This is a genomic window from Actinoplanes sp. NPDC023936 (assembly GCF_040639325.1).
Classification (GTDB): Bacteria; Actinomycetota; Actinomycetes; order Mycobacteriales; family Micromonosporaceae; genus Actinoplanes.
The window spans coordinates 55,263-78,772 of sequence record NZ_JBEZZR010000015.1; the positions used below are offsets into that span (position 1 = coordinate 55,263).

Annotated in this window: 16 protein-coding genes and 1 other RNA gene; 8 read left to right on the forward strand and 9 right to left on the reverse strand. The window is 70.3% G+C overall.

What is annotated here, in order from left to right:
* The 7 genes from AB0F72_RS20870 to AB0F72_RS20900 form a co-directional block, all read right to left on the reverse strand.
* Positions 1 to 283 (reverse strand): hypothetical protein (locus AB0F72_RS20870; RefSeq protein ID WP_360433634.1); only part of this gene is annotated, 283 nt, incomplete at its 3' end.
* Between the two features lie 207 nt (positions 284 to 490).
* Positions 491 to 898: RNase P RNA component class A (rnpB, locus tag AB0F72_RS20875), an RNA gene on the reverse strand.
* A gap of 294 nt (positions 899 to 1,192) precedes the next feature.
* Positions 1,193 to 1,804: a M15 family metallopeptidase gene (locus AB0F72_RS20880; protein ID WP_360433637.1), complete on the reverse strand. Its 612-nt coding sequence runs from the start codon at positions 1,802 to 1,804 to the stop codon at positions 1,193 to 1,195.
* A gap of 103 nt (positions 1,805 to 1,907) precedes the next feature.
* Positions 1,908 to 2,516, reverse strand: a complete 609-nt coding sequence (ribA, locus tag AB0F72_RS20885) for a GTP cyclohydrolase II (RefSeq protein ID WP_360433640.1) — start codon at positions 2,514 to 2,516, stop codon at positions 1,908 to 1,910.
* Between the two features lie 58 nt (positions 2,517 to 2,574).
* Positions 2,575 to 3,660 carry a hypothetical protein gene (locus AB0F72_RS20890; protein ID WP_360433643.1) on the reverse strand — a complete coding sequence of 362 codons (1,086 nt, stop codon included), beginning with the start codon at positions 3,658 to 3,660 and terminating at the stop codon, positions 2,575 to 2,577.
* Between the two features lie 30 nt (positions 3,661 to 3,690).
* A complete protein-coding gene (locus AB0F72_RS20895) occupies positions 3,691 to 4,599 on the reverse strand; it encodes a threonine/serine dehydratase (protein WP_360433646.1) in 909 nt (302 codons plus the stop codon).
* A 9-nt stretch (positions 4,600 to 4,608) separates the two neighbouring features.
* Entirely contained in the window at positions 4,609 to 5,667 is a 1,059-nt protein-coding gene (locus tag AB0F72_RS20900) for a type I glyceraldehyde-3-phosphate dehydrogenase (protein ID WP_360433648.1), read from the reverse strand.
* A 205-nt stretch (positions 5,668 to 5,872) separates the two neighbouring features.
* Between AB0F72_RS20900 and AB0F72_RS20905 the strand changes: the two genes are divergently transcribed.
* On the forward strand, positions 5,873 to 6,223 hold the full coding sequence (locus tag AB0F72_RS20905; protein ID WP_360433650.1) for a toll/interleukin-1 receptor domain-containing protein: 351 nt from the start codon (positions 5,873 to 5,875) through the stop codon (positions 6,221 to 6,223).
* A gap of 169 nt (positions 6,224 to 6,392) precedes the next feature.
* On the opposite strand, the gene AB0F72_RS20910 is transcribed toward AB0F72_RS20905, so the two are convergent.
* Positions 6,393 to 7,160, reverse strand: a complete 768-nt coding sequence (locus AB0F72_RS20910; protein ID WP_360433653.1) for a sulfite exporter TauE/SafE family protein — start codon at positions 7,158 to 7,160, stop codon at positions 6,393 to 6,395.
* 80 nt (positions 7,161 to 7,240) lie between these two features.
* Complete coding sequence (locus AB0F72_RS20915; RefSeq protein ID WP_360433656.1) at positions 7,241 to 8,038, reverse strand: class I SAM-dependent methyltransferase; 798 nt, start codon at positions 8,036 to 8,038, stop codon at positions 7,241 to 7,243.
* A 102-nt stretch (positions 8,039 to 8,140) separates the two neighbouring features.
* Between AB0F72_RS20915 and AB0F72_RS20920 the strand changes: the two genes are divergently transcribed.
* The 7 genes from AB0F72_RS20920 to AB0F72_RS20950 all read left to right on the forward strand — a co-directional run bounded on the left by AB0F72_RS20920 (position 8,141) and on the right by AB0F72_RS20950 (position 23,505).
* Positions 8,141 to 9,166: an aspartate-semialdehyde dehydrogenase gene (locus AB0F72_RS20920; RefSeq protein WP_360433659.1), complete on the forward strand. Its 1,026-nt coding sequence runs from the start codon at positions 8,141 to 8,143 to the stop codon at positions 9,164 to 9,166.
* A gap of 121 nt (positions 9,167 to 9,287) precedes the next feature.
* The gene (locus AB0F72_RS20925) at positions 9,288 to 9,494 is read left to right on the forward strand and encodes a hypothetical protein (RefSeq protein WP_360433662.1); all 207 of its coding nucleotides are present in this window, start codon (positions 9,288 to 9,290) and stop codon (positions 9,492 to 9,494) included.
* A 325-nt stretch (positions 9,495 to 9,819) separates the two neighbouring features.
* Entirely contained in the window at positions 9,820 to 12,417 is a 2,598-nt protein-coding gene (locus tag AB0F72_RS20930; protein WP_360433665.1) for a hypothetical protein, read from the forward strand.
* Positions 12,418 to 12,484: 67 nt separating this feature from the next.
* The gene (locus AB0F72_RS20935) at positions 12,485 to 14,017 is read left to right on the forward strand and encodes an RNB domain-containing ribonuclease (protein WP_360433668.1); all 1,533 of its coding nucleotides are present in this window, start codon (positions 12,485 to 12,487) and stop codon (positions 14,015 to 14,017) included.
* Between the two features lie 120 nt (positions 14,018 to 14,137).
* On the forward strand, positions 14,138 to 17,059 hold the full coding sequence (locus tag AB0F72_RS20940; protein ID WP_360433671.1) for an AAA family ATPase: 2,922 nt from the start codon (positions 14,138 to 14,140) through the stop codon (positions 17,057 to 17,059).
* An 81-nt stretch (positions 17,060 to 17,140) separates the two neighbouring features.
* Positions 17,141 to 17,302: a hypothetical protein gene (locus tag AB0F72_RS20945; RefSeq protein WP_360433674.1), complete on the forward strand. Its 162-nt coding sequence runs from the start codon at positions 17,141 to 17,143 to the stop codon at positions 17,300 to 17,302.
* A 14-nt stretch (positions 17,303 to 17,316) separates the two neighbouring features.
* The gene (locus AB0F72_RS20950) at positions 17,317 to 23,505 is read left to right on the forward strand and encodes a S8 family serine peptidase (RefSeq protein ID WP_360433677.1); all 6,189 of its coding nucleotides are present in this window, start codon (positions 17,317 to 17,319) and stop codon (positions 23,503 to 23,505) included.
* The last annotated feature ends 5 nt before the right edge of the window (positions 23,506 to 23,510 follow it).

Here is a 23,510-nt window from a genome sequence, read left to right on the forward strand (position 1 = left end):
CGGATTCGGTGATCCCGTCGAGCTGGGACAGGTCCATTTGGCGGATGCGAGTGCTCATCGCTTCTCGGGCCAGGCGGCGGGCCTGTGGGCTGGAGAGGACGGATTCGGTGATCCCGTCGAGCTGGGACAGGTCCATTTGGCGGATGCGAGTGCTCATCGCTTCTCGGGCCAGGCGGCGGGCCTGTGGGCTGGAGAAGACCGATTCGGTGATCCCGTCGAGCTGGGACAGGTCCATCTGGCGGATGCGAGTCCCGGAACCGAATGCTTCGCTCAGCAACGCCATTTGATCCTCCCATGGGTCAGTCGCACTAGTGTACGACCCGCACTCCGTCTGGTGGATCACTGAGATGGGGGATCTTCGGGCCACCTCGGGGCCATGGGGCCATCGCAGGGCCATCGAATGCTGCCCGGTGTCGACCGGTGATAACCAACGACGCTTATGGATAAGCCCATTTCAGCGCCGCCCTAAAGACCGTGACCTTGAGGGCGGCGGACGAGTCGGCCTGTACGCCGGATTCTGTGGCCGGGACTGTTGTCCCGGTGGCGGCCATCCATCTAGGCCTGCCGTTGCCGGCAGGCTCGAGCAGCCTACCCGCAGGCTCGGGCGAGCAGCCCTCGAACGCCTGCGCCGGCCGTTGCCTTGCGGCAGCGGCCTTGCTTGGCCTTGCTCCGGGTGGGGTTTACCTAGCCACCCCGGTCACCCGGGGTGCTGGTGAGCTCTTACCTCACCGTTTCACCCTTACCGGCCCCGAGCCTGAGCTCGTGCCGGCGGTTTGTTTTCTGTGGCACTTTCCCGCGGGTCGCCCCGGGTTGCCGTTAACAACCACCCTGCTCTGCGGAGTCCGGACGTTCCTCGGCGATGCCATGATGGCACCGACGCGGCCGCCCAGCCGACTCGTCCGTCGCCCCGCAATGCTACGTGCCGGGACGTGGGCGCTGGTGCGCCGGGGCCGGTCAGCGCGGTACGGCGGTCGGCTGTCCGCGCGGCGGTCGGCTGTCCGGGCCGCGCTCGTGATCGTCACCGGGCGTGCTGGCATTAGAGGTGAAGCCGGCGCTTTGCGGAAACGCGCGGACGTTCCCGGCCCCGCAGAATGACGCGAAGCAGCAACGCTCCACCGTTTCCGGCCACTCACCGTGACGGCGGAGGGATTGGGGTGCGGCTCCGGAAAGCGGGCGGGGCGACGGCCGTACCCTATGCGGTCTTTGGGCGGTATGCCCAGTGCCACGACTCGCGCGGCACGTTCTCGACGAAGCCGTAGTCCTTGGCGTGCTGGCGCATCCACGAGAGTGCCTTCGCGTTCAGGTCCAGGTCAGTGGCCATGCCCCAGCCGTGCTCGCTGGTGCCGGGCTTGGCGGCCAGGCCGCCCTGGGAGTACAGACCCTTGCGGCGGGCCAGGTCCACCTGTTCGGCGTAGGGGCGGTACGAGTCAGTTATGCCGATGTTGACGCCTTCTCGCTTGGCGTCCTCGATCATGCGGTTCAGGTTTTCGGCCGCCGGGGCCCAGAGTTTGTGGCGGGTGTCGCCGACCTGCCCCAGGGCCCCTTCCGGGATCTTGCCGTTGCCGTAGGCGGCCAGATCTTCCGGAACGCCCTTGCTGTTCAGTTTGTACGTCGTGTCCGCTGCGCCCGTTCCGGTGGCAGTGGTCATGGCCGACTGCAGGTGGCTGGCGAAACTGGCGCTGCTCGTGGTCCCCGAGCCGGACGTGGCCGTCCGCGTCTGCGTGGCGGTGGCCTGCTGGGTCTGCATTGAGATGATCCGGCTTTGGATGTCCGCGATGCGCTGGTTCACTCCTTCGATACCCATGTAAGAACCGTTCGGCTCCCGGGCCGAAACCTGAGGCCTCCGTCGGAAAAAGAAGCCTGAGGCCTCCGTCAGAAAAAGGAGGCCTCAGGAGCGGAGAGAAGGATCAGGAGACCGAGGCCAGGTCGATCGTGTGCTGGGTGTGCGCGATCTTCGCCTGGAGGTACCGGACGTTCGCGGCCGACGTGTGCACGCCGGTGGGGCGGACCTCGCGGACCTCGACCCCGAGGTCACGCAGCTGGCGGGACTTGTCGGGATTGTTGGTGAGCAGGTCGACCGCTGTCGCTCCGAGGGTGCTGAGCATCTGCGCCGCGGCCGTGTAGTCGCGCTCGTCGTCGGCGTGGCCGAGCGCCCGGTTCGCCTCGTAGGTGTCCATCCCGAGGTCCTGGAGCGCGTACGCGTCGAGCTTCGCGTACAGGCCGATGCCCCGGCCCTCCTGGCGCAGGTAGAGCAGGTAGCCGCCGGTGGTGGCGATCCGCTCGACGGCCTCGCGCAGCTGGGGGCCGCAGTCGCAGCGCTGCGAGCCGAAGACGTCGCCGGTCATGCACTCCGAGTGCATCCGGACCAGGGGCACACCGGCCCCGCTGACGTCACCGAGCGCGAGGGCGAGGTGCTCCTTGCCGTCGGCGAGGCCGGTGAAGGTGATCACCTCGGCGGTGGTGCGGTAGCCATCGGCGAACTCGAGCGGAACGGTGACGCGCGTACGAACCGGCATGCCTTCTCCCCTGCACTTGATGCTTCAAGTGAGGTACGGATCGACTGCCCGTTCCGGTTCATGAAGAGGGGGAGGTTGCTTTTTCGGTGATCCCGAGGTCGATCTCGGAGGTGCGGTCGCTGCGGTTCGGCAGGATGTTGGTGATCAGCACGATCAGGCAGCCGATCACCGCGTACAGGGTGAGAACCAGCAGGTGGCTGCCGATCGCGGCGTCCGGGAAGTAGAGGTTGTCGCGGACCGCCTGGACGCCGGCGCCGGTCGGCAGGTTCTCGCCGAACACCCGCCCGAAGGTGGGCAGGAACTCCGGCAGGATGCTGGCGCCGGAGATCACCGTGCCGATCGTGAAGTAGAAGATGCCGACCAGCGCGCCGGCCGGGCCGATCAGGGCCACCGCGCCGGCCGTCGAGCCGGTGATCGCCAGCGAGATCAGCGAGAAGATCAGCAGCATTTCCATCTGGTTCGCGCCCTCGCCGACGTTGAACCAGCTCATCGACCAGAGCACCGCGGCGGCCGAGCCGATCGCGTAGAGGATCAGCAGGCCGAGGTGGGCGACGCCGCGCTTCCAGGAACGCCGGGCCTTCGGGATGAGCCGGCCCAGGCCCATCGAGGCGATCGAGCCGCCCAGCGACAGGGCCTGGGTGAGGAAGCCGAGCGAGACGCCGTTCACGTCGTCGGCCGGCAGCGGCACCACGTCGGTGACCGACGGGGGAGTGATCAGCGCCTGGGCCTGCGCGACGGTGATCTCGGAGGATTCCCCGGCGAGCGCGGTCAGCTCGGTAGCGGTCTGCTGCTGCATCACGGTCGTGTAGGTGGTGCGCAGCAGGGTCGCGGCGGAGGCGCCGGCGGCGCTCGCGACGTAGAGCATCGGCTGGTCGCCGGTGAGATCGAGGCCGCCGTAGATGTCGCGTTCCCGGATCGCGGTGGTGAGCGCGTCCGCCGAGCCGAAGTTCCGGACCTCGAACTTGCTCTCCGATTCCAGCATCGTGGTGACCTGCTCGGCCTGCTCGCCGGTGGCGAGCAGGCCGACCGGCAGGTGGTGCGGCGCGGCCTTGTGCCCCATGCCCAGGTAGTACGCGGTGAGCAGCAGCTGCACGAGCATTCCGACCACGCAGACCGCGAGGGCGAAGCGGCGGAAACTGGTCACGTCCCGAGCTTCGCAGCTGGAGCGGGCGAATCAGGCCAGATCGGATGGATTCGTGTTCGCCCCGCAGAGCAGCACCGCCACCTTCTCCCCGGGCTGCGGCACGTAGGCCCGGGACAGCAGCGCTGCCTGAGCCGCGGCGGTGCCGTGCTCGACCACGATCCGGTAGTCGTCCCAGAGCCGGCGACGGGCCTCGACGATCGCGTCGTCGGTCACCAGCACCGAGGTGATCTTCGCGTCGGCGGCCAGCTCGAAGGCGATCCGCCCGGCCTGCCGGGCGCCCAGCGAGTCGGCGGCCACACCGGAGACCGGGACGTCCACCGGCTCGCCCCGCTCCAGCGCGGCGTGCAGGGCGCAGGACGTCACCGGCTCGACCGCGACCACGTTCACCCGGTCGCGCAGTGCGGCGATCACGCCGGCGATCAGGCCACCGCCGCCGACCGCGACCAGCACGGTGTCGAGCTCCGGCAGCTGCTCGACGAGTTCGGTGCCGATGGTCCCGTTTCCGGCGACCATGTCCGGGTCGTCATAGGCATGGCAGAACAACGCTTGGGTACGTTCCAACGCTGCCGCATATGCCTCGGCGTACTCACTTCCGGTCTGCACGACCCGCGCGCCGAGCGTGCCGAGCTTCGCCACCTTGACCGCCGGTGCGGTGACCGGAACGAACACCTCGGCCGGGACGCCGAGCTCACGCGCCGCGTAGGCAGCCGCCAGGCCGGCGTTGCCACCGGACGCCGCGACCACCCCGGCGGCCGGCAGGTCGCCCCGCTCGGCCCCGGCGAGGATCTGGTTGAACATGCCGCGGGTCTTGAACGAGCCGGCGTGCTGCAGGTATTCGAGCTTGAACCAGCGGTCCGGCCCGGCGGCGACCACCGGGGTACGCCGGATCCGGCCGTCGATGCGCTTCGCCGCAGCCCGCACATCCTCCAGATTGATCATGGGATCAGCCTAGGCGGCGCTCCAGCTCACCTGGCTCGACGGGACGGGTAAGCGTTCTCCCACGAGCAGGGCCAGGTCGAGTAATCGGTTCGAGAAACCCCACTCGTTGTCGAACCAGCCACGCACCTTCACCCCGCCGTCCGCGGTGGTCTGGGTGCCGGACGGGTCGAAGAGGCAGGACGCCGGGTTGTTCTTCACGTCGATCGAGACGGTCGGATCCGGGTCGTACGCCAGGATGCCCCGCAGCGGACCGGCCGCCGCTTCGGCCATCGCCCGGTTGACCTCCTCGGCCGTCACCGGCCGGTCGGTCTGCCCGGAGATCTCGGCGAGCGAGCCGATCGGGGTCGGCACGCAGTAGTAGCTGTAGCGCATCTCGCCGATCTCGGGCAGCGCGACGCGGACCAGGTCACCGACCACGTAGTTGTGCGGGATGATGCTCTCCCCGGTGGCCCGGCCCAGCCGCGGGTCGTCCCGGGACGTGCCGAGCACCGAGTCCTGCACCCGCTGCCAGCCCTGGGTCGCGAGCATCACCGAGGTGTGCACCGACCGCAGGCCGAACCGGTCGAGCAGCACCTTCGCCATCACGGTCAGCGCGTTGACGCCGCATGAGGCCGGCGAGACGACGTCGTGCACGGCAGGGTCGTAGCTGTTGTGGTTCGCGCCGAACACCAGGAACGCGTCCGGGTCGTCGGCCGACGCGCTGATCACCACCTTGCGGGCGCCGCCGTGGGTGATGTGCGACCGCGCCGCCGTCCCGGCCCGGAACCGGCCGGTCGCCTCGATGACGACGTCCACCCCCTCCTCGGCCCAGGGAATCCGTTCCGGCCGCTCATGGTGGTACGCGCGGATCGCGTGGTCGTTCACCACCAGGTATTCGCCACGGGCGGTCACCGTCCCCGGAAACGCGCCGCGGACGCTGTCCCTCCGCAGCCCGTAGGCAAGCTTCTCGGTCGACGCGATATCGTTCACCGCGGCGATCTCGACGTCGGTTCGCGGCATCGCGGCCACAATCCGGGTCAAGCTTTTTCCGATCCGCCCGAGCCCGTTGATCCCGATCGCGACAGTCATCGAGCGCTCCTCGACTCCGGATGCTTTGTCAGCATTTCCCCCATGACCAGGTCGCCCCGTTTACCTTAGGGTCCACCCCGCGTCACGACACCGACACTATGAGTTGTGCAAGTTGCACGTCAACGGACGACATTCTCACACCGCTCCAGCGACGGACATCAAAGCCTCAAAAGCACTGTGGACTGACTTACGGCATGCTGTGGACGTGCCTATCCTCGTCTCGCACGCTGTCCCCGACGGGCCATGGGCGCGGTGGATCACCGACGAATTGCGCGCGGCAGGTTACTCGGTGGAGGTGCACTGTGCACGTTCCGACTTCGCGGATCGGCTAGCAGTCGCGCTTTCCGGCTCTGAGCCGGTGATCGTGCTGCTCTCCGCCGAGCACCCCGGTACCACTGCGGATTGGCAACGGGTGTCCGCCTCCGGTGGCCGGTTGATCCTGCTGCGCGTGGACGCCTCGGCGCCGCCGCTGCCCGGTTCGCACGGTCTCGACGGCCTCGGCGAGGAGGAGGTACGAGAGTTGCTGCATACCCTCGTCGTCATCCGATCGAGTTGACCGGAGACGACAGGTTTGAAGCCGCTCCGATCCCGGTACTCCGCCGCTGGCGCTGCTTGATCTCGCACCGGCTTGATCTCGCACCGGACTTCCCTCCCGGCCGGATGGCGACCGGCCGGTCGGTGGCCCGGCGGCGGACCGCACCCCCGCCGCCGGGCTCCCGGCCGAACTACCCGAGGAAAGCCCGATAAAACAGCAGCAGGCCGATGGCCGTGCCGAACGTGACGATCACGTACCGCAGGACATGCGCCGGCATCCGGCGGGCCAGCCGGGCCCCGGCGTACCCGCCGACGATCGTGGCCGGGGCGAGCGCCAGCACCGCGGCCCAGTCCACGTCCGCGAAGAGCGCGAAGACCAGCACCGTGACCAGGCCGACCGTCGCGGACAGCACGTTCTTCAACGCGTTGATCCGCTTCAGCGGCTCGTCCAGGATCAGTGCGAGCGCCGCCACGTACATGACGCCCAGCGCCGCTCCGAAGTAGCCGCCGTAGACGGCGCCGACGAACACCACCAGCTGTAACGTGACCGCCGCACGCCGTGGCGACATCGACCGGGGATGCCCGACCAGGCCGCGCAGCCGCTCCTGGAACGCCAGCGTCGCCGCCGCGCCCAGAACCAGGAACGGCACCACCACCTCGAACGCCCGGGGCGGGGTGAGCAGCAGCAGCGCACACCCGGCCGCCGAGCCGAGCACCGCCGCGACCAGGGCCCGGCGCACCCGGCTGCCCTGGCCGGCGAGGTCCGCGCGGCTGCCGGCGACGCTGGAGACGTAACCCGGGAAGACCGAGACCGAGTTGGTCACGTTCGCGTCGATCGACGGCAGGCCGGTGGCGATCAGCGTCGGGAACGTGATCAGGGAGCCGCCGCCGGCGATCGCGTTGACCGCGCCGGCCGCGACACCGGCGGCCACCAGCAGCAGGATGTGCGTGAGATCCATGGTGCGAGTGAATCTACGGGCTTTCCGGGTACGGTGCTCCGGCCGTACCCAAGCGGGGGTGTGACGGAGGGACGGCGCCGTCAGGCGCGGCAGATGATCTCGCCGTGCGGGATCGCGAACCAGCCGTCGGGGTCGTCGGCCCAGCGTCGCCAGCCGGCGGAGATGCGGCGCAGATCAGTTTCGGTCGCGGCACCCGTGCGAAGTGCGGTGTCGGCCATATCCGACTTGAGGATGCGATCGGCCCACATGCCACCCCACCACTGGCGGTCCTCGTCGGTGGCGAAGCACCAGACGCTCGCGGTCGCTGTGATGTCGGTGAAACCGGCGGCGCGGGCCCAGGCCAGCATCCGCCGGCCGGCGTCCGGCTCGCCGCCGTTGCCCCGCGCCACCCGCTGGTAGAGGGCCAGCCACTCGTCGACCTCGGGGACCAGCGGGAACCAGGTGAACGCCGCGTAATCGCTGTCCCGGGCCGCCACCAGGCCGCCCGGACGGGTGACCCGGCGCATCTCGCGCAGCGCCGCGACCGGATCGGCGACGTGCTGCAGCACCTGATGGGCGTGCACCACGTCGAACGTGTCGTCCGGGAAGTCCAGCGCGTGCACGTCACCCACCGCGAAGTCCACGTTCGGCAGGCCGCGCCGGCCGACCTCGGCGCGCGCCAGGTCGAGCGCCTCGGCGGTGCGCTCCAGCGCGGTGACCCGGCCGGGTGTGATCTGGGTCGCGAGGTCCGCCGTGATGGTGCCGGGGCCGGATCCGACGTCCAGCAGGGAAATTCCGGAGGAAAGATGCGGCAGGAGGTAGGCCGCCGAATTCTCTGCGGTGCGCCAGCGGTGGGAGCGCAAGACCGACTCGTGATGTCCGTGCGTGTACGTCGTCATGCCGTCGAAGCTAGCCCCGCTGTCCCTAATTGTGAGACATGCTTCCCACATTTTGAACAACCAGATTTCTTGGTACGCAGTTCAGGCCGTATTTTGTTGTCCATGAGGATCGGCATCGTCGGCGCGACGGGACAGGTCGGTGGCGTCATGCGCCGCATCCTGGCCGAGCGCGCCTTCCCCGTGGACCAGCTTCGTCTCTTCGCCTCCGCGCGTTCCGCGGGCCGCACCCTGCCGTGGGGGACCGGCGAGGTGACCGTCGAGGACGCGGCGACCGCGGACTACAGCGGTCTCGACATCGTGCTCTTCTCGGCGGGCAAGGGCAGCTCCAAGGAGTACGGGCCGCGCGTCGCCGAGGCCGGCGCGGTCGTCATCGACAACTCCTCCGCCTGGCGGATGGACCCCGACGTCCCGCTCGTCGTCGCCGAGGTGAACCCGGACGCGGCGCGGAACCGTCCGAAGGGCATCATCGCCAACCCGAACTGCACCACGATGGCGGCCATGCCGGTGCTGCGGCCGTTGCGCGACGAGGCCGGTCTCGTCGCGATGGTCGCCACCACGTACCAGGCGGTCGGCGGCGCCGGGCTCGCCGGGGTGGCCGAGCTCGACGAGCAGGTCAAGAAGGTCGCCGACCGGGCCACCGAGCTGACCCACGACGGTTCCGCCGTGGAGTTCCCCGAGCCCCGGATCTTCCCGAAGCCGATCGCGTTCAACGTGATCCCGCAGGCCGGCTCGTTCGTGGACGACGGCTCCGGCGAGACCGACGAGGAGCAGAAGCTCCGCAACGAGAGCCGCAAGATCCTCGACCTGCCGGAGCTGCTGGTCTCCGGGACCTGCGTGCGGGTGCCGGTCTTCACCGGCCACTCGCTCCAGGTGAACGCCCGCTTCGCCCGCCCGCTGTCACCCGCTCGTGCTCGTGAGCTGCTCGCGACCGCGCCCGGCGTGGAGCTCTCCGACGTGCCGACCCCGCTGCAGGCGGCCGGTCGCGATCCGTCCTACGTGGGCCGGATCCGGGTCGACCCCACGGTGGAGAACGGCCTCTCCTTCTTCATCTCGAACGACAACCTGCGTAAGGGCGCCGCTCTGAACGCCGTGCAGATCGCCGAGCTGGTCGCCGCCGAGCTCCGCTGATTCACTCCGTCGTTTATGAACTGCCCCGGTTTCGGCCGGGGCAGTTCTTTTTTGCATGGAAATTTGGGACTTTTTGCCCGAATCGGTAGCGCATGGCCGGTTTTAGCGGCACAGTGATGGAATGAACGACAGTGGGCTCGGCGGGGCAGGGTACTTCTGGTGCCTCCGCGACCACCGGGTTGAGAGCGGCGACCAGGTGTGTCCCGCCCAATTCCGGCTCGGCCCCTACGCCACGGCCGACGAAGCGACGCGGGCACTCGACACCGTCGAGAAGCGCAATGCCGAGTGGGATGCCGAGGACGCCCGCTGGACAGGGGAAGCCAGCTAAATGCACGGACTACTCCGGCCGTCGAATCGTTGAGCCGCAGTAGAGCCGTCTCCAGGCGCAGACGTGCCCGCAGTCATTCGCAAGGAGGAACACCTCGATGCCCGCTGCCAAAAAGGCAACGATGAGACCCGCCGCGTCCGTTCGGGGAGCGGTTTCCGGTAACGCTGTGCCCGCCGCTCGTGGCGGTTCCAAGGCCGTCAAATCCTCGGCTAAGTCCTCGGGGTCGTCGGCATCCAAGTCGCGGGTCACCGCTCGGGTTCCTGAGGACAAGCCGGTGGTCAAGTCCAGTCGTGTGGGTGCTTCGGTGGGCCGCGCGAATGCTTCGGTGAGCAAGGCTCCCGGGGGGAAGGCCGCCGGTGGGAAGGCCGCCGGTGGGAAGAAGGCCGCTGCTGTCGCGCCCAAGAGTGCCGCCGCGCCGAAGGTTGCCGCCGGAAAGGGCGCTGGGGCGAAGGTCGTCGCGGCCAAGTCCAAGGTCGCTCCGGCCAAGGCCGCCCGGGGTGCTGGGAAGGCCGCGGCGGTGGCTCGGGCTACGGCTGGGGCTACGGCTCGGGCTACGGCTGTGGCGCCCAAGCAGGCTGTTCGGAAGGCTGAGGTGGTGCCTGCCGCCAAGCGGACCGCCGGAGCGAAACCGGCTGTGGTGAAGCAGAAGAAGGCGTCCGCCTCCGGGTCTGCCTCCGCACCGAAGGTCGCTGTGGTGAAGCAGAAGCGTGGCGGCGCGCCCAAGCCGGTGGCCGCTCCGAAGGCCGTGGTGCCGGCCGCCCGGTCCGGGCGGGCGGCGGTGAAAACCGGCGGCGCGCGGCCGGCCGGGACGCGGCGGGTGGCCGCGGCGATGAGCTCGCATCCGCAGGGGCAGGTCACGGTCTCCACCGAGGATCTGCGGAAGATGGACGAGGTCGATCCGAGTCAGATCGAAGACGTGCCGTTCGCGGGTGGATGGTTTCCACGGCACTCCGGGCCGGCGATGCCGCACTCCGATTCGGACCAGTGGGGATCGGACCGGCCGGACCTGGAGGCGCTCGGGTCCGGAGGGGAGCGCCACGGGGACGAGCCGGGACCCGGGCGAGGCGGGGATGGGCCGTCGGATGAGCCGTCGACCGAGGATGATGCCCTCGAGCCCGAGGGCGATTTGTCAGGGTCTGAGGTGGTTACCGCTGAGGATGGCGAGGTTGCGGCACCGCCGGTTTCCCCTGACCTTGCGGATGTGGAGCTTCGGCGCAACGGGGCTTCCGCTGGGGTGGGGATGGGTGGTGCTTCGTCCCCGGTTCGGTCCGGTGGGGCCCGGGTCGCCAAGGCTGGTCCAGCTCGGACGACCGGAGCCAAGGTGGCGCGTGCGTCGGGGGTGGGCGCCAAGAAGGCTGCCGGGGCGGGAGTGACTGCGGCGGCTGCTTCCCCGGCGACCGCGCCTCGGGCGACGGGTACTAAGACGGCTGCCTCCGGTGTGAAGGCGACGGCTGTCAAGGCCGGCGGTTCCAAGGCGGCTGCGGCTAAGGCGGGGGCTGCCAAGACGACTGCTTCGCGGGCTGCGGCGGGTGCGTCGCGGGCTGCTGCTAGTGCGTCGCGGGCTGCCGCGACTGCTTCGCGGGCGGCCGGAACCAAGGCTGCTGCGGCCAAGGCTGGGGCTGGGGCTGGGGCTGTGGCTGGTAAGGCCGCGGGTAAGAAGGCGACCACGGCGAGGTCGGCGGCTGCCAAGGCGACGGTTTCCAAGGCTGCGGCGGCCAAGGCTGCGGCTGCTCCGGGTGCTAAGACGGCGGGTGCCAAGACGGCGGGTTCCAAGGTCGCGGCTACGAGGGCGACTGCGGGGGCGACGGCGGCCAAGACCACGGCGGCCAAGGCCACGGGAGTCAAGACCACGGGAGTCAAGGCCACTGCGGCTAAGACGACTGCGGCTAAGAAGGCTGTGGCCGGCGGTGGCGCGGCTGCGAAGAAGGCGGCCGTCAAGACGACGGGAGCGGCCAAGGTCACTGCTGCCAAGCGGACGCCGGTCAAGACGGCCGCAGCGAAGACGGCCACGGCTAAGGCCACCGCTGCGAAGAAGACCGCTGCGAAGGCGACCGCTGCGAAGGCGACCGCTGCGAAAACCGCGGCAGCGAAGAGCACCGCAGCGAAGAGCACTGCGTCCAAGAGTGTCGCCAAGACCGCGGCCACCAGGACCACCGCTAAGACTGCGGCCGCCAAGACCGCGGCCTCCAAGATTGCCGGCACCAAGGCGACAGCCACAAAGGCATCGGCATCGAGGCCAACGGCTGCGAAGGCGGCGGCCACCAAGGCGACAGCTGCGAGGGCAGCGACTGCGAAGACCGCCGCAGCTAAGGCGACCGCTGCGAAGAAGAGTGCGAAGACCGCCGCGACTAAGGCATCTGCGGCCAAGGCCACCGCTGCCAAGGTCACCGCTTCCAGGGCCACGCCTGCGAAGGCGACCACGGCGAAGGCCACAGCCGCGAAGAAGGCGACGAAGACGGCCACGACCAGGACGCCCGCGACGAAGGCAGCCGCGACCAAGACGGCCGCGACCAAGACGGCCGCGACCAAGGCGACCAAGGCGGCGACCGCAAAAGCGACGGCCACGAAAGCGACCACCGCCAAGACCACAGCCGCCAAAAAGGCCACGAAGACGGCCACCACCAAGGCCACCGCGACAAAAGCCACCGCCACCAAGGGCACCGCGACAAAAGCCACCGGGACAAAGGCCACGACCGCAGCCGCCAGGAAAGCCACCGCGGCCAAGGCCAACGCCAAAGCGACCACCGCCCGGAAAGCCACCACCACGGGAACTGTCGGCCGGACTTCCGCCAACAAATCGGCTGCGGCCAAAGCGAGCAGCCCCGCTGCCAACGTGGCCAAGGCGACTCGGGTCACCCGTACCACTGGGGTGAATGCCAGATCTCGCACCGCCGAGCCGGTGAAAGCGACGCGCAAGCGATAGCGACGGACGCGGGCCACGCCGAACGGCGTGGCCCGCGGCGCATTCCCCGGCCTGGTAGGAATGTCGGGTGCCGACCAAAAAGGTGATAGCGCCCCAGATCGACTTCTCCGGGATGCGGCGGGAACTGCGGTTGCCGGAGGAGTTCCCCGCTGCCGTGCTCGCCGAGGCGGACGCGGCCGCGCGGGACACCACGCTGCCGGGGACGGACCGAACCGATGTGCCGTTCGTGACGATCGATCCGGCTTCGTCCCGCGACCTGGACCAGGCGATGCACCTGAGCCGGCGCGCCGGCGGCGGTTACCGGGTGCGATATGCGATCGCGGACGTCGCCACGTTCGTTGCGCCGGGCGGTCCGGTCGCGCAGGAGAGTTGGGTACGGGGTCAGACCGTCTACCTCCCCGACGGCCGCATCCCCTTGCACCCGCCGGTGCTCAGCGAGGGTGCGGTGAGCCTGCTCCCGGACGCTGACCGTGCCGCGGTGCTGTGGACGATCGACCTGGACGCCGACGGTGCGACAGTCGCTGTCGCGCTGGAACGGGCGCGGGTCCGCAGCCGGGCGAAACTCGACTACGACAGCGTGCAGCAGCAGGTCGACGCGGGCGCCGCGCCGGAGTCGCTGGCGTTGCTCCCGGAGATCGGCGCCCTGCTCGCGCGGCGCGCCGCGGATCGGGGCGCGGTGAACCTTCCGCTGCCGTCCCAGGAGCTCGAACGCGACGGTGACGGCTGGCGGCTGGTGCTCCGGGCGCCGCTGCCGGTCGAGGAGCACAACGCGCAGATCTCCCTGCTCACCGGGATGGCCGCGGCGAGCATGATGCTGGCCGGCGGCATCGGGCTGCTGCGCACGATGCCGGCCCCGAAGCCGGAGGCGGTGGAGAAGCTGCGCGCCGCCGCTGCCTCGCTCGGCATCGCCTGGCCGTCCGGCGCCTCGGTGGGCACGGTGGTCGCCGCCGTGGATCCGGCGAATCCGCGTGGGGCGGCTTTCCTGGAGCAGGCGGCCGACCTGCTCCGCGGGGCGGCGTACACGGCTTTCGGTGTGCAGCCGGCCGACAGTAATGCCGGTAACGGCAACGGTGGTAACGGCAACGGTGGCAACGGCAACGGCGGCAACGGCAACGGCGGCAACGGCGGCAACGGCGGGAGTGTGGTGCCGGGCGTGCCGGAGCTGACCGGGCACGGCGGGGTGGGCGCGCCGTACGCGCATGTCACGGCGCCGCTGCGACGGCTCGCCGACCGGTACGCGACGGAGATCTGCCTGGCGCTGCACGAGGGCCGGCCGGTGCCGGACTGGGCCGTCGAGGCGCTGCCCCGGCTGCCGAAGGCGATGTCGGCCACCGACCGGATCGCCTCGGCCGCCGACCGGGGCGCGATCGACCTGGCCGAGGCGGTGCTGCTGGAGCACCGGGTGGGCGAGACGTTCGAGGCGGCCGTGCTGGACCGCGAGGAGCCGTCCGAGAAGCGCCCGCCGCAGGGCACGATCGCCATCGACGACCCGGCCGTCCGAGCCCGCTGCCTGGGCGACCTGCCGCTGGGCCGGCGCGTCCCGGTCCGCCTGACCACAGCCGACCCGGCATCCCGAACGGTCCGTTTCGAGGCGGCCTGACCCTACAGGCGAATCGAAGCAGGTCGCCGCGATGGTCTTGTGCGCGAGCATCGAAAAGCGAGATCATCACGCATGCTCGACTCCTCACCCGAGGATGACACGACCTCACCGACCGTTTCCATGCCGCGTTTCGTCGGTCGCGATCGGGAGATGGCGGCGCTACGGGGCGCCCTGGCCCGGCCGCCGGCGATCGTGCTGGTGGAGGGCGAGGCGGGGATCGGCAAGAGCCGGCTGCTGCGCGAGTGGCTGGCCGCGCCGGACCAGCACACCGCCCTGGTGTCGGTCTGCCCACCGCTTCGTGAGTCACTGACGCTGGGGCCGATCGTCGACGCGTTCCTGGGGATCGAGCGCCCTTTGCCGGCCTTGCGGCTCACCGAGCTCGCGGGCGCGTTACGACCCCTGTTTCCTGAGTGGTCCTCGGACCTGCCGCCCGCGTTGCCGCCCTTGGACGATGCGAAGGCGGCTCGGCATCGCCTGTTCCGTGCTCTGGCCGAGTTGATGCGGGCTCTGCGTGTCGACGTTTTCGTGATCGAGGACGCGCACTGGGCCGACGAGGTGACCCTCGAGTTCCTGCTGTTCGTCATCTCCCGGCAGCAGGCGGACGGGCCCAGCGTCGTGATCTCCTATCGGCCGGAGGAAGTGGACGACGGATCGCTGTTGCTGCGGCTGACGTCCCGGTTGCCCGCCGGCGTGACCCAGCTGAGGATCGCCCTGGCGCCCATGCGATCCGACGACACGGCGGTACTGGTGTCCTCGATGCTGGACGGCAATCCGATCTCGCAGGAGTTCGCGACGTTCATGCACGACCGGACCGGCGGCGTTCCCCTGGCCGTGGAGGAGTCGGTCCGCCTCATGTGCGACCGTGCCGACCTCGTCTTCCGCGACGGGCATTGGGTCCGGCTGAAGCTGCGCGAGCTACGGGTTCCGCCGACGGTGCGCGACTCCACCCGGGAGCGGGTGAGCCGTCTGCCGCCGACGGCGCAGCAGGTGTTGCGCGCGGCGGCCACGTTGGCCGAGCGTTCCTCGGTGGCGACGATCGCGATGACCGCCGACCTGTCACCAGCCGTGTGCCAAGGTGCCATCGCTGAGGCGGCCGCTGCCGGCGTCCTGGACGGAGACAGCCGCGGCCGATGGCGGTTCCGCCATGTGCTGGCCGCGACAGCTGTCTACGAAGCGATCCCCTTGACCGACCGCAGGCGCTTCAACTTGCTGGCCGGCCGGGCCTTGGAGCACCTGTACCCCCCGCCCGTGGCGCGCCTCGCCCACCACTTCCGCGAGGCCGGCGAGACGGGGTCCTGGGCGCGGTACGCCGAGCAGGGCGCCGAGCTGGCCATGGCCTCGGGTGATTACACCAAGGCGGTCGACCTGCTGGTCGATCTACTGTCGTGGGCCGTGCTACCGCCCGCGGACCGGGCGCGTGTCGCGCGCATGGCCGGGGTCGCCGCGCTGCGCCGCCGAGAACCGGTCGACAAGGTCTACCACCGCGTGGTCCGTACCCTGCGCTCGGTGCTGGATACCCCTGGCCTCTCCGCCCGGCAGCAGGCCGAGATCCGCAACCCTCTGGGACGGCTATTGATCACCGGGGGCGAGGCGCAGGCCGCACTCGGCGAGCTGGAGCAGGCGGTGGCCGGCCTCGATCACGACCCGGTCGAGGCGGCTCGGGCGATGACCTACCTCGGCTGGGCGTACGCGGGACCGTGGCCGGCTTCGACCCATCGGCGTTGGCTGGATCGTGCCGCTGAACTGACCGCCCAGATCGAATCCCCGGCGCATCGGCTGAACCTGGCCGGGAACCGAGCCGCGGCGTTGCTCATGCTGGGCGAGGAGGAGGCCTGGGACGTCGTCGCCGGTCTACCCATCGACGGCACGACCGCGGCGGAGCGTCTCGACGTGGCCCGCATCCACGTGAACATCGGCACCGGGGCGCTGATCTGGGGTCGGTACGCCGACGCCGAGCACCACCTCGCCGTGGCCCTGCGCCTGGCCGAGGCCGAGCAGGCCTCCCGGCTGCAGCACAACGTCCGGCTCGAACAGGCGAACCTGGCGTGGAACACCGGCCGGTGGGACGGTCTCGCGGAGACGAGCGCGGCACTTGCCGAGGCCGACCGGGACCGGCCGGCGCATTACCTCGGCAGCATCCGCCTCACTGCCCGGCTGGCGGCCGCAGCCGGGCGGCGACGCGCTGCGGAGGAGCAGTTCCGGCTGGTCCTGGAGGAGTCCGCCCGTCTCGGCGCGGCCGACGACACGATGGAGGCCGCCGCCGCGCTGTCCAGGCTGTGGCTGACGGACGGAAACAGCGGCCGGGCGCTGCGGATCACGGATGAGCCGATGGACACCGTCCGGCGAAAGGGCATCTGGGTCTGGGCGACGGACCTCGTTCCCGCCCGGATCGAGGCGCTTCTCGCCGCCGGCGACCTGACCGCCGCGACACGCCTGGTCGGCCAGTTCGCCCGCGGACTGCGTGGCCGTACGGCACCCGCGCCGCGCGCCGCGCTCGCCCTCTGCCGTGCCCTGCTGCTGGCCTCGGCCGGAGACCACTCCCGGGCCGCGGCGGCCTACGACCGGGCGGCGCGCGCCTGGAGCGCGTTGCCGCGCCCCTACGACGCCCTGCGCGCCCGTGAGCGCCAGGCCGAGGCGCTCATCGCACAGGGCCAGTTCGAGCAGGGCCGGATCGAGCAGGGCCGCGAGCTGCTGGCGGCGCAGTACGAGCAGCTGTTCAGGCTGGGCGCCCGCGGCGACGCGGACCGTGTCGCCCAGCGGCTTCGCGAGTACGGCGCCGAGGTCCCGCGATTGTGGCGCGGAGGCCGGCGCGGGTACGGGGATCAGCTCTCTCCTCGCGAGCTCGACGTGGTCCAGCTGGTCGTCGCCGGCAAGACGAACCGGCAGATCAGCCGGATCCTGGCCAAGTCGCCGGCCACTGTGGATCAGCAGCTGCGCGCGGCGATGCGCAAGCTGAAGGTGAGCTCCCGGACCGCGCTCGCGGTCAAGGCGGTGGAGGCCGGCGTCTTCGCCGAAGAGGACTCCCGCGACCACGCTTCGTGAAGATTGACGTATCCGCTGGATAGCTAAGGCCACTCGATTCGCCCGAGCATGACTCCATGATTCATAGGCCATGGCCGATGCATGTCTGAGCAACCCGTCGTGCGTGACGACTCCGCCGTCGAGCACCCACCACCTCTCGAGCTGTCGCGGGAACCGCACGACAGCGCCCGCGACGCCTCCGACGGCCACGACGCCGTCGGTGCCGCCGACCACCAGAGCCACGACCCCTACCAACCCCTGTAGGCGGAAGGGACCCCATGAGATTCAAAACCCTCGCGGCAACGCTGGCCGCAGTGGTCGGCCTGAGCCTGTTCCAGCCACTACCGGCGTCCGCGGCCGAGCCGGATCCCGGCACGGCCGCCGGCAAGATCGAGTCGACCCTCAAGGACCGCTTCCGTACGCAGCCCTCCTCCGACTTCTGGATCACCTTCGAGACCGGGGCCGACCTCGGGCCGGCCAAGAGGATCGCCGACTGGGCCGCTCGTGGTCAGTTCGTCTACGACGCGCTGAACGTGGCGGCGAAGGAGTCCATGGCATCGGTCTCCACCGAACTCGACCGGGCCGGAGTCAAGTACACCTCGTACCCGATCGCCAACGCCGTGCTCGTCAAGGGCGGCACCGAGAAACTCGCCCTCGACGTGGCGTCGCGGGCGCAGGTCGCCGAGATCCACGCGACGCCGCAGGTCGCGCTCGTCGACCCGGTGGACGAGGAGGTCCCCGCTGACCAGTCCGCCCGGCCCGCCGCTTCGAAGGCCGCGGGTGAGGACGACACGGTCACGTGGGGTCTGGAGGCCATCCACGCCCCGCAGGCGTGGGCCATGGGCGCCACCGGCGCCGGCATCACCGTGTCCAACATCGACTCGGGCGTGAAGTTCGACCACCCCGCTCTGGTACGCCAGTACCGCGGCACCAAGTCCGACGGCACCGTCGACCACGACTACAACTGGATGGCCACCCGGACCGCCTGCGCCGGCGCGCCGTGCGACGACAACGGACACGGCACGCACACCATGGGCACCATGGTCGGCGTCGACGGCACCGACCACATCGGCGTCGCACCGGACGCGCAGTGGATCGCGACGGACGGCTGCTGCCAGACCACCGGCCTCGAGTCGCTGCTGCGGTCCGGCTGGTGGCTGCTCGCACCGACCGACACGCAGGGGAACAACCCCGATCCGTCCAAGCGCCCGCACGTCATCAACAACTCGTGGGGTCAGGGCGTCGAGCACGACTTCGAGGGCTTCTTCCAGGCCATCGACGAGGCCTGGAGCGCCGCCGGCATCTTCAGCGTCTGGTCGTCGGGGAACACCACGCCGTACGCGGCCTGCGACACCGTCTCCACGCCCGGCGCTGCCGCGAGCGCCTACTCCGTCGGCGCCTTGGCGTCGGACGGCACGCTCGCGTCGTTCTCCCGCAAGGGCGAGGGCGTAGACGGCCGGATCAAGCCCGAGATCTCCGCGCCGGGTAGCGGCGTCCGGTCGTCCTTCCCGGACGGCGGCTATGTCGAGATGTCCGGTACGTCGATGGCGGCGCCGCACGTCGCCGGCGCCGTCGCGGCGCTCTGGAGTTACGACCCGACCCTGATCGGGCAGGTCGAGGAGACTCGCCGCCTGCTCGGCGAGTCGGCCGTCGACGTCGACGACACCGAGTGCGGCGGCACCGCCGAGGTCAACAACAAGTACGGCGAGGGCCGGCTCGACCTCGTACGCCTGCTGGAGCTCGCGCCCCGCAAGGGCGGCACCCTCACCGGTGTCGTCACCGCCGAGGGCGCCCCGGTCCCCGCCGCCGACGTGACGATCAGCGGGCCGTTCAGCCGGTCGATCGGCACCGACGAGGACGGCCGGTTCACGACGAACCTCCCGGCCGGCGACTACCAGCTCAGCACCAAGGCGTTCGGCTACCTGACCGCGACGGCCGACGTCACGATCACCCTCGGCCAGGACACCGCGGTCGAGCTGCCGCTCACTGCCGCGGCCAGGCACGACATCAGCGGCCGGGTCGTCGACGACGCGAAGCGGCCCGTCCCGAACGCCGACGTCGCCATCAACGACACGCCGCTGAAGCCGGTACGCACGGATGCCGACGGCGCGTTCACGATCACCGCGGTCCCCGAGGGCGCGTACAACGTGGCCGTCGAGCCCAACGCCTGCTTCTCGCCGAAGACGGTCCCGCTGACCGTCGGCGCGCAGAACCAGCCGGCCGAGATCCCGGTCGGGCTCGTCGTCGACGAGGGCGGCTACAGCTGCGCCGTCTCCGAGGGCGAGTACCTGCGCGGCACCGAACCGGTCACCGTCGACAACGGTGTGTGGGCCACGGTGCAGCTGCCGTTCCCGATCGCGCTCTACAACGGCAGCCACGACACCCTCGGCATCGGCCTGCGCGGCGTCATCTCCCCGGACGACAGCACCGGACCCGGCTACGGCGGTGCGGGGATCTTCCCGTTCTCCGTGCAGACCCCCGTCGAGTTCGCCCCCGGCGGCGGCATCTTCACGGCGGCCACCAAGGTCAACGGTGAGGACGCGTTCGTCGTCGAGTACCGCAACGCCAGGCTCTGGGCCTATCCGACCCGGTCGGAGTACACCGAGCCGGTCAACTTCTCGGCCACCCTCACCCGCTCGGGCACCATCATCTTCGGGTACGGCGACGGCGTCGGGACCGACGACCCGGTGACCGCCGGCGCGCACGCCGTCACGGGCATCCAGGGCTGGGCCGGCTTCGACGGCATCCGGTTCTCCGACAGCGCCCCGGTGCTGCGTGACGGCATGATCGTCACCTACGACATGCCTGACTTCGGGTACCTCGACGCGACCGTCACCGACCAGAACGACGGGCTGCCGGTCGCCGGCGCGAAGGTCTCCTTCAGCACCGGGGACGGGCTCGTCGAGACCGTCACCACCACCGGGACCGGCATCGTGCACCGTCAGCTGCCGGTGGGCGAGTACACCATGACGGTCGAGGCGCCGAACTACACGACCGCGGCGTACCCCTTCTCGCTGACCGAGCTCTACGCGAAGGCCCGGATAGACGCCCGCCTGACCACGGGCGCCGCCGGCCTGAAGGCCGACAGCCTCGACGCGCTCCTGGGCACCGGCCAGAACGGCGTGGGCTCGCTCACGCTGACCAACAACGGATCCGCCCCCCTCACCTACCACCTGGGCGAAGCCGCGCGGCACCCCGAGCTCGACGCCCCCGCCGCCACCGCGCGCACCGGTACGGGTGCGGCCAGCACGATCGACCTCGCCGCGTGGAAGGCGGGTGCGAGCGGCATGCAGCCCTCGGACGTCGACGGCAAGACCGCCACGTCGAACACCGCGGAAGCGCAGGCGGCCGCCAAGGTCGGCGCGACCGCCGGCGGCGACGTCATCACCCGGATACCCATCCCCGGCACGATCGCGGAGAAGGAGCCATCCGGCATCGGGTACGACGGCGACGTCTGGGTCCACGACTACACCGCCCGGACCAACACCGCCTACACGGTGACGGGTAAGCGGACCGAGAAGGTCTTCGACGCGGCGTGGAACCCCGCGTACCGGGCGTTCGACATGGCCCTGGACACCAAGACCGGTGACATGTGCCAGATGGAGGACAGCCCGGCCAGCTACATCCACTGCTTCGACCGGGAGACCGGAAAGGAGACGAGGCAGATCAAGGGTGACTGGTCCACGCTGCAGCTGACCGGTCTCGCCTACAACCCGGCCCAGGACGTCTTCTATGTCGGCGGCCGCAGGAACGGCATGATCGGGACCGTCGCCGGTACGTCGCACGACAACCCGGGCACGCTGCTGTCCTTCTGCGCCCCACCGCTGCCCGAGGTGATGGGCCTGGCCTACAACCAGGCGTCGGACACGATCTGGTACACCGACCTCACCGCGAGCCGGCCGACCCGCCTGTTGCAGGTCGACCCCGAGGACTGCTCGCTGGTGAACGCATGGTGGTTCCCCGGCCAGAAGGCGGGCCAGGGCGGCGGCCTCGAGACCGACGCCACCGGAGCGCTGTGGGCGGCGGACCAGATCGCCGATGACGTCGTGCTCGTCGACGTCGAGGACGACCTGCTCACCGACCTGCCGTGGCTGACGCTCTCCTCGAACGGCGGCACCCTCGCCCCCGGTGAGTCGACGACCGTCAAGGTCTCGATCTCCTCGAAGGGCGCCCAGCCCGGAGTCCAAGGCGCGAACATCGTGGTCCGCTCCGACTCCGGACGTCAGCCCAAGAGCTACGTCCCGGTGACGCTCACGACGACGAAGTACCAGGTCGGCGTCAACGCCGGCGGCACGAAGCTCACCGACGGATCCGGCTACACCTGGTCCGCCGACCAGGCCGCCGGCAAGAAGTCGTGGGGCTACGAGGGCAGGACGAAGGTCGCCTCCACGAAGGCCCCGATCGCCCGCACCACTGACGACGCCCTGTTCCAGTCGCAGCGCACCACGGCGGACAAGCAGCTGTTGTACCGCTTCCCGGACGCGCCGAAGGGCACCTACGCGATCGACCTCGGGTTCGCCGAGATCGACAAGGCGGCCAAGGGCAAGCGGGTGTTCGACGTCGTCGTCAACGGAGCGCTGACGGACTACGCGTACGATCCGGCCGCGGCCGTGGGGCCGAACGCCGCCGACTGGCGCACTGCTGTCGTGAAGCACGAGGGCGGTCCGCTGACCGTGGAGCTGCGGGGCTCGAAGGGCCTGAAGGCCCCGAGCATCGCCGCGCTGCGTGTGACACTCGACCCCCGTGCTGACGAGGCGGAACCGGAGCCCCAGCCCGAGCAGCCGGATCCGGGCCCCGTGCCGGTGGCACCCGCCGGTCGCTCGTACACGATGACGGTGACCGAGGGGCTCTACCGCCAGGGCGCCGAGGAGTCCGGCTGGCACGGCGACGATCTCTGTGGCCCGCTGTTCTTCAACGCCGACTACCTCCAGCCGTTCTACGACACCGCCTGGGACGGCGTGTGCGTGACGACGAACGGCACGCTGGCCTTCGACCGCGCCGACACATCGGGGAGCAACACGGCGCTCCCGTCCCCGTACCCGATCGACGCGATCTACCCGTTCTGGGACGACCTCGTCGTCGACGACGAGGCGGGCATCTACTTCGGCAGGACCGAGGTGGACGGGGTGGCGGCGCAGGTCGTCGAATGGCGCAACGCGACCTTCTACAGCGACCGGACGGCTCGCGTCAGCTTCTCGGTCACCCTGATCGCCGACGGACGGATCCAGATCGGGTACGGCGACGGCGTCGGCGGCGACAACCCGCTGACCCGAGGATCGTCGGCGACGGTCGGTGTGGAGAGCCTGAACCGCAACCCCGCGAGCCAGTACTCGGTCAACCAGCCCGTCCTGAAGGCCGGCCTGGGACTGGAGTACAGCCTCCCGGCGGCTGGAACGATCGAGGGCACCGTCACCGACGCCAACGACGGCAAGCCGATCGAGGGCGCGGTCGTCACGATCACGGGGCCCGCGGGTGAGCGGGTCCTCACGACCGACGTGAAGGGCCGGTGGAAGGCCCAGGCGCTGGTCGGCGAGAACACCGTGCGGGTCGAGGCGCCGAACTACGTCACCGCCGGCCACCCGGTGACCATCACCGAGAAGGATCAGGCCGCGGTGATGGACACGGCGTTGGCCACGGGCATCGCCACCGTCACCGGAGCCGACCTCGACTGGCTGCTCGACAAGGGCCAGAAGGCGACGGCCGACGTGACGGTCACCAACAGCGGCTCCGCTCCGCTCGAGGTGCGGATCAGCGAGCAGAAGCGCACCGGCGACGGCGGGCACGAGGCCGCCGACCTTCCGTGGCTGAGCCTCACCGGCGCGGCCGCGACCGGCACTGTCACACTCGCGGCCGGCACGTCCACCACGGTCACGGTGACGGCCGACAACGCCGGCATCGAGCCGGGCGTGCTCGCCGGGGACGTGCTCGTGGCGTCGAACGCCGGCAAGGGCGAGACCCAGCTCGAGCCGGTCCGTCTGGCGACGTCGGCGTACGGGAAGGCCGTCGACGCCGGTGGCTCCGGACACGTCGGCGCCGGCGGCTCCGTCTGGTCGCCCGACCAGGCGCTCGGCTCACGGCCCTGGGGCTACGTCGGCGGCAAGGCGCGTAGTACCAGGGCCGACATCGCCGGCACCACTGACGACGCGCTGTTCCGTACTCAGCGGACCGGCGAGACGTTCAGCTACGTGTTCAAGAACGCCCCGGCTGGGACGTACCGGATCGGCCTCGACTTCGCGGAGATCGAGAAGGTCAAGGCCGGCGAGCGTGCCTTCGATGTGCTCGCCGACGGCAAGGTCGTACTTTACGACCATGACGTGCGGGCGAAGGTGGGTGCGCTGACCGCGGACACGAACATGGTCACCGTCGAGCACACCGGTGGCGATCTGACGATCGTGTTCACCCGCGACAAGGGTGAGGACGACCCGATCATCAATGCCCTGAAGGTCCAGGAGGATCCGCGCCTCTGAGTCAG

Bases quoted from the DNA above. Each gene is read 5' to 3' on its own strand.
- AB0F72_RS20880 (WP_360433637.1), bottom strand. From the start codon at position 1,804: ATGGGTATCGAAGGAGTGAACCAGCGCATCGCGGACATCCAAAGCCGG.
- ribA (WP_360433640.1), bottom strand. From the start codon at position 2,516: ATGCCGGTTCGTACGCGCGTCACCGTTCCGCTCGAGTTCGCCGATGGC.
- AB0F72_RS20895 (WP_360433646.1), bottom strand. From the start codon at position 4,599: ATGATCAATCTGGAGGATGTGCGGGCTGCGGCGAAGCGCATCGACGGC.
- AB0F72_RS20900 (WP_360433648.1), bottom strand. From the start codon at position 5,667: ATGACTGTCGCGATCGGGATCAACGGGCTCGGGCGGATCGGAAAAAGC.
- AB0F72_RS20910 (WP_360433653.1), bottom strand. From the start codon at position 7,160: ATGGATCTCACGCACATCCTGCTGCTGGTGGCCGCCGGTGTCGCGGCC.
- AB0F72_RS20915 (WP_360433656.1), bottom strand. From the start codon at position 8,038: ATGACGACGTACACGCACGGACATCACGAGTCGGTCTTGCGCTCCCAC.
- AB0F72_RS20920 (WP_360433659.1), top strand. From the start codon at position 8,141: ATGAGGATCGGCATCGTCGGCGCGACGGGACAGGTCGGTGGCGTCATG.
- AB0F72_RS20925 (WP_360433662.1), top strand. From the start codon at position 9,288: ATGAACGACAGTGGGCTCGGCGGGGCAGGGTACTTCTGGTGCCTCCGC.
- AB0F72_RS20940 (WP_360433671.1), top strand. From the start codon at position 14,138: ATGCCGCGTTTCGTCGGTCGCGATCGGGAGATGGCGGCGCTACGGGGC.
- AB0F72_RS20945 (WP_360433674.1), top strand. From the start codon at position 17,141: ATGTCTGAGCAACCCGTCGTGCGTGACGACTCCGCCGTCGAGCACCCA.
- AB0F72_RS20950 (WP_360433677.1), top strand. From the start codon at position 17,317: ATGAGATTCAAAACCCTCGCGGCAACGCTGGCCGCAGTGGTCGGCCTG.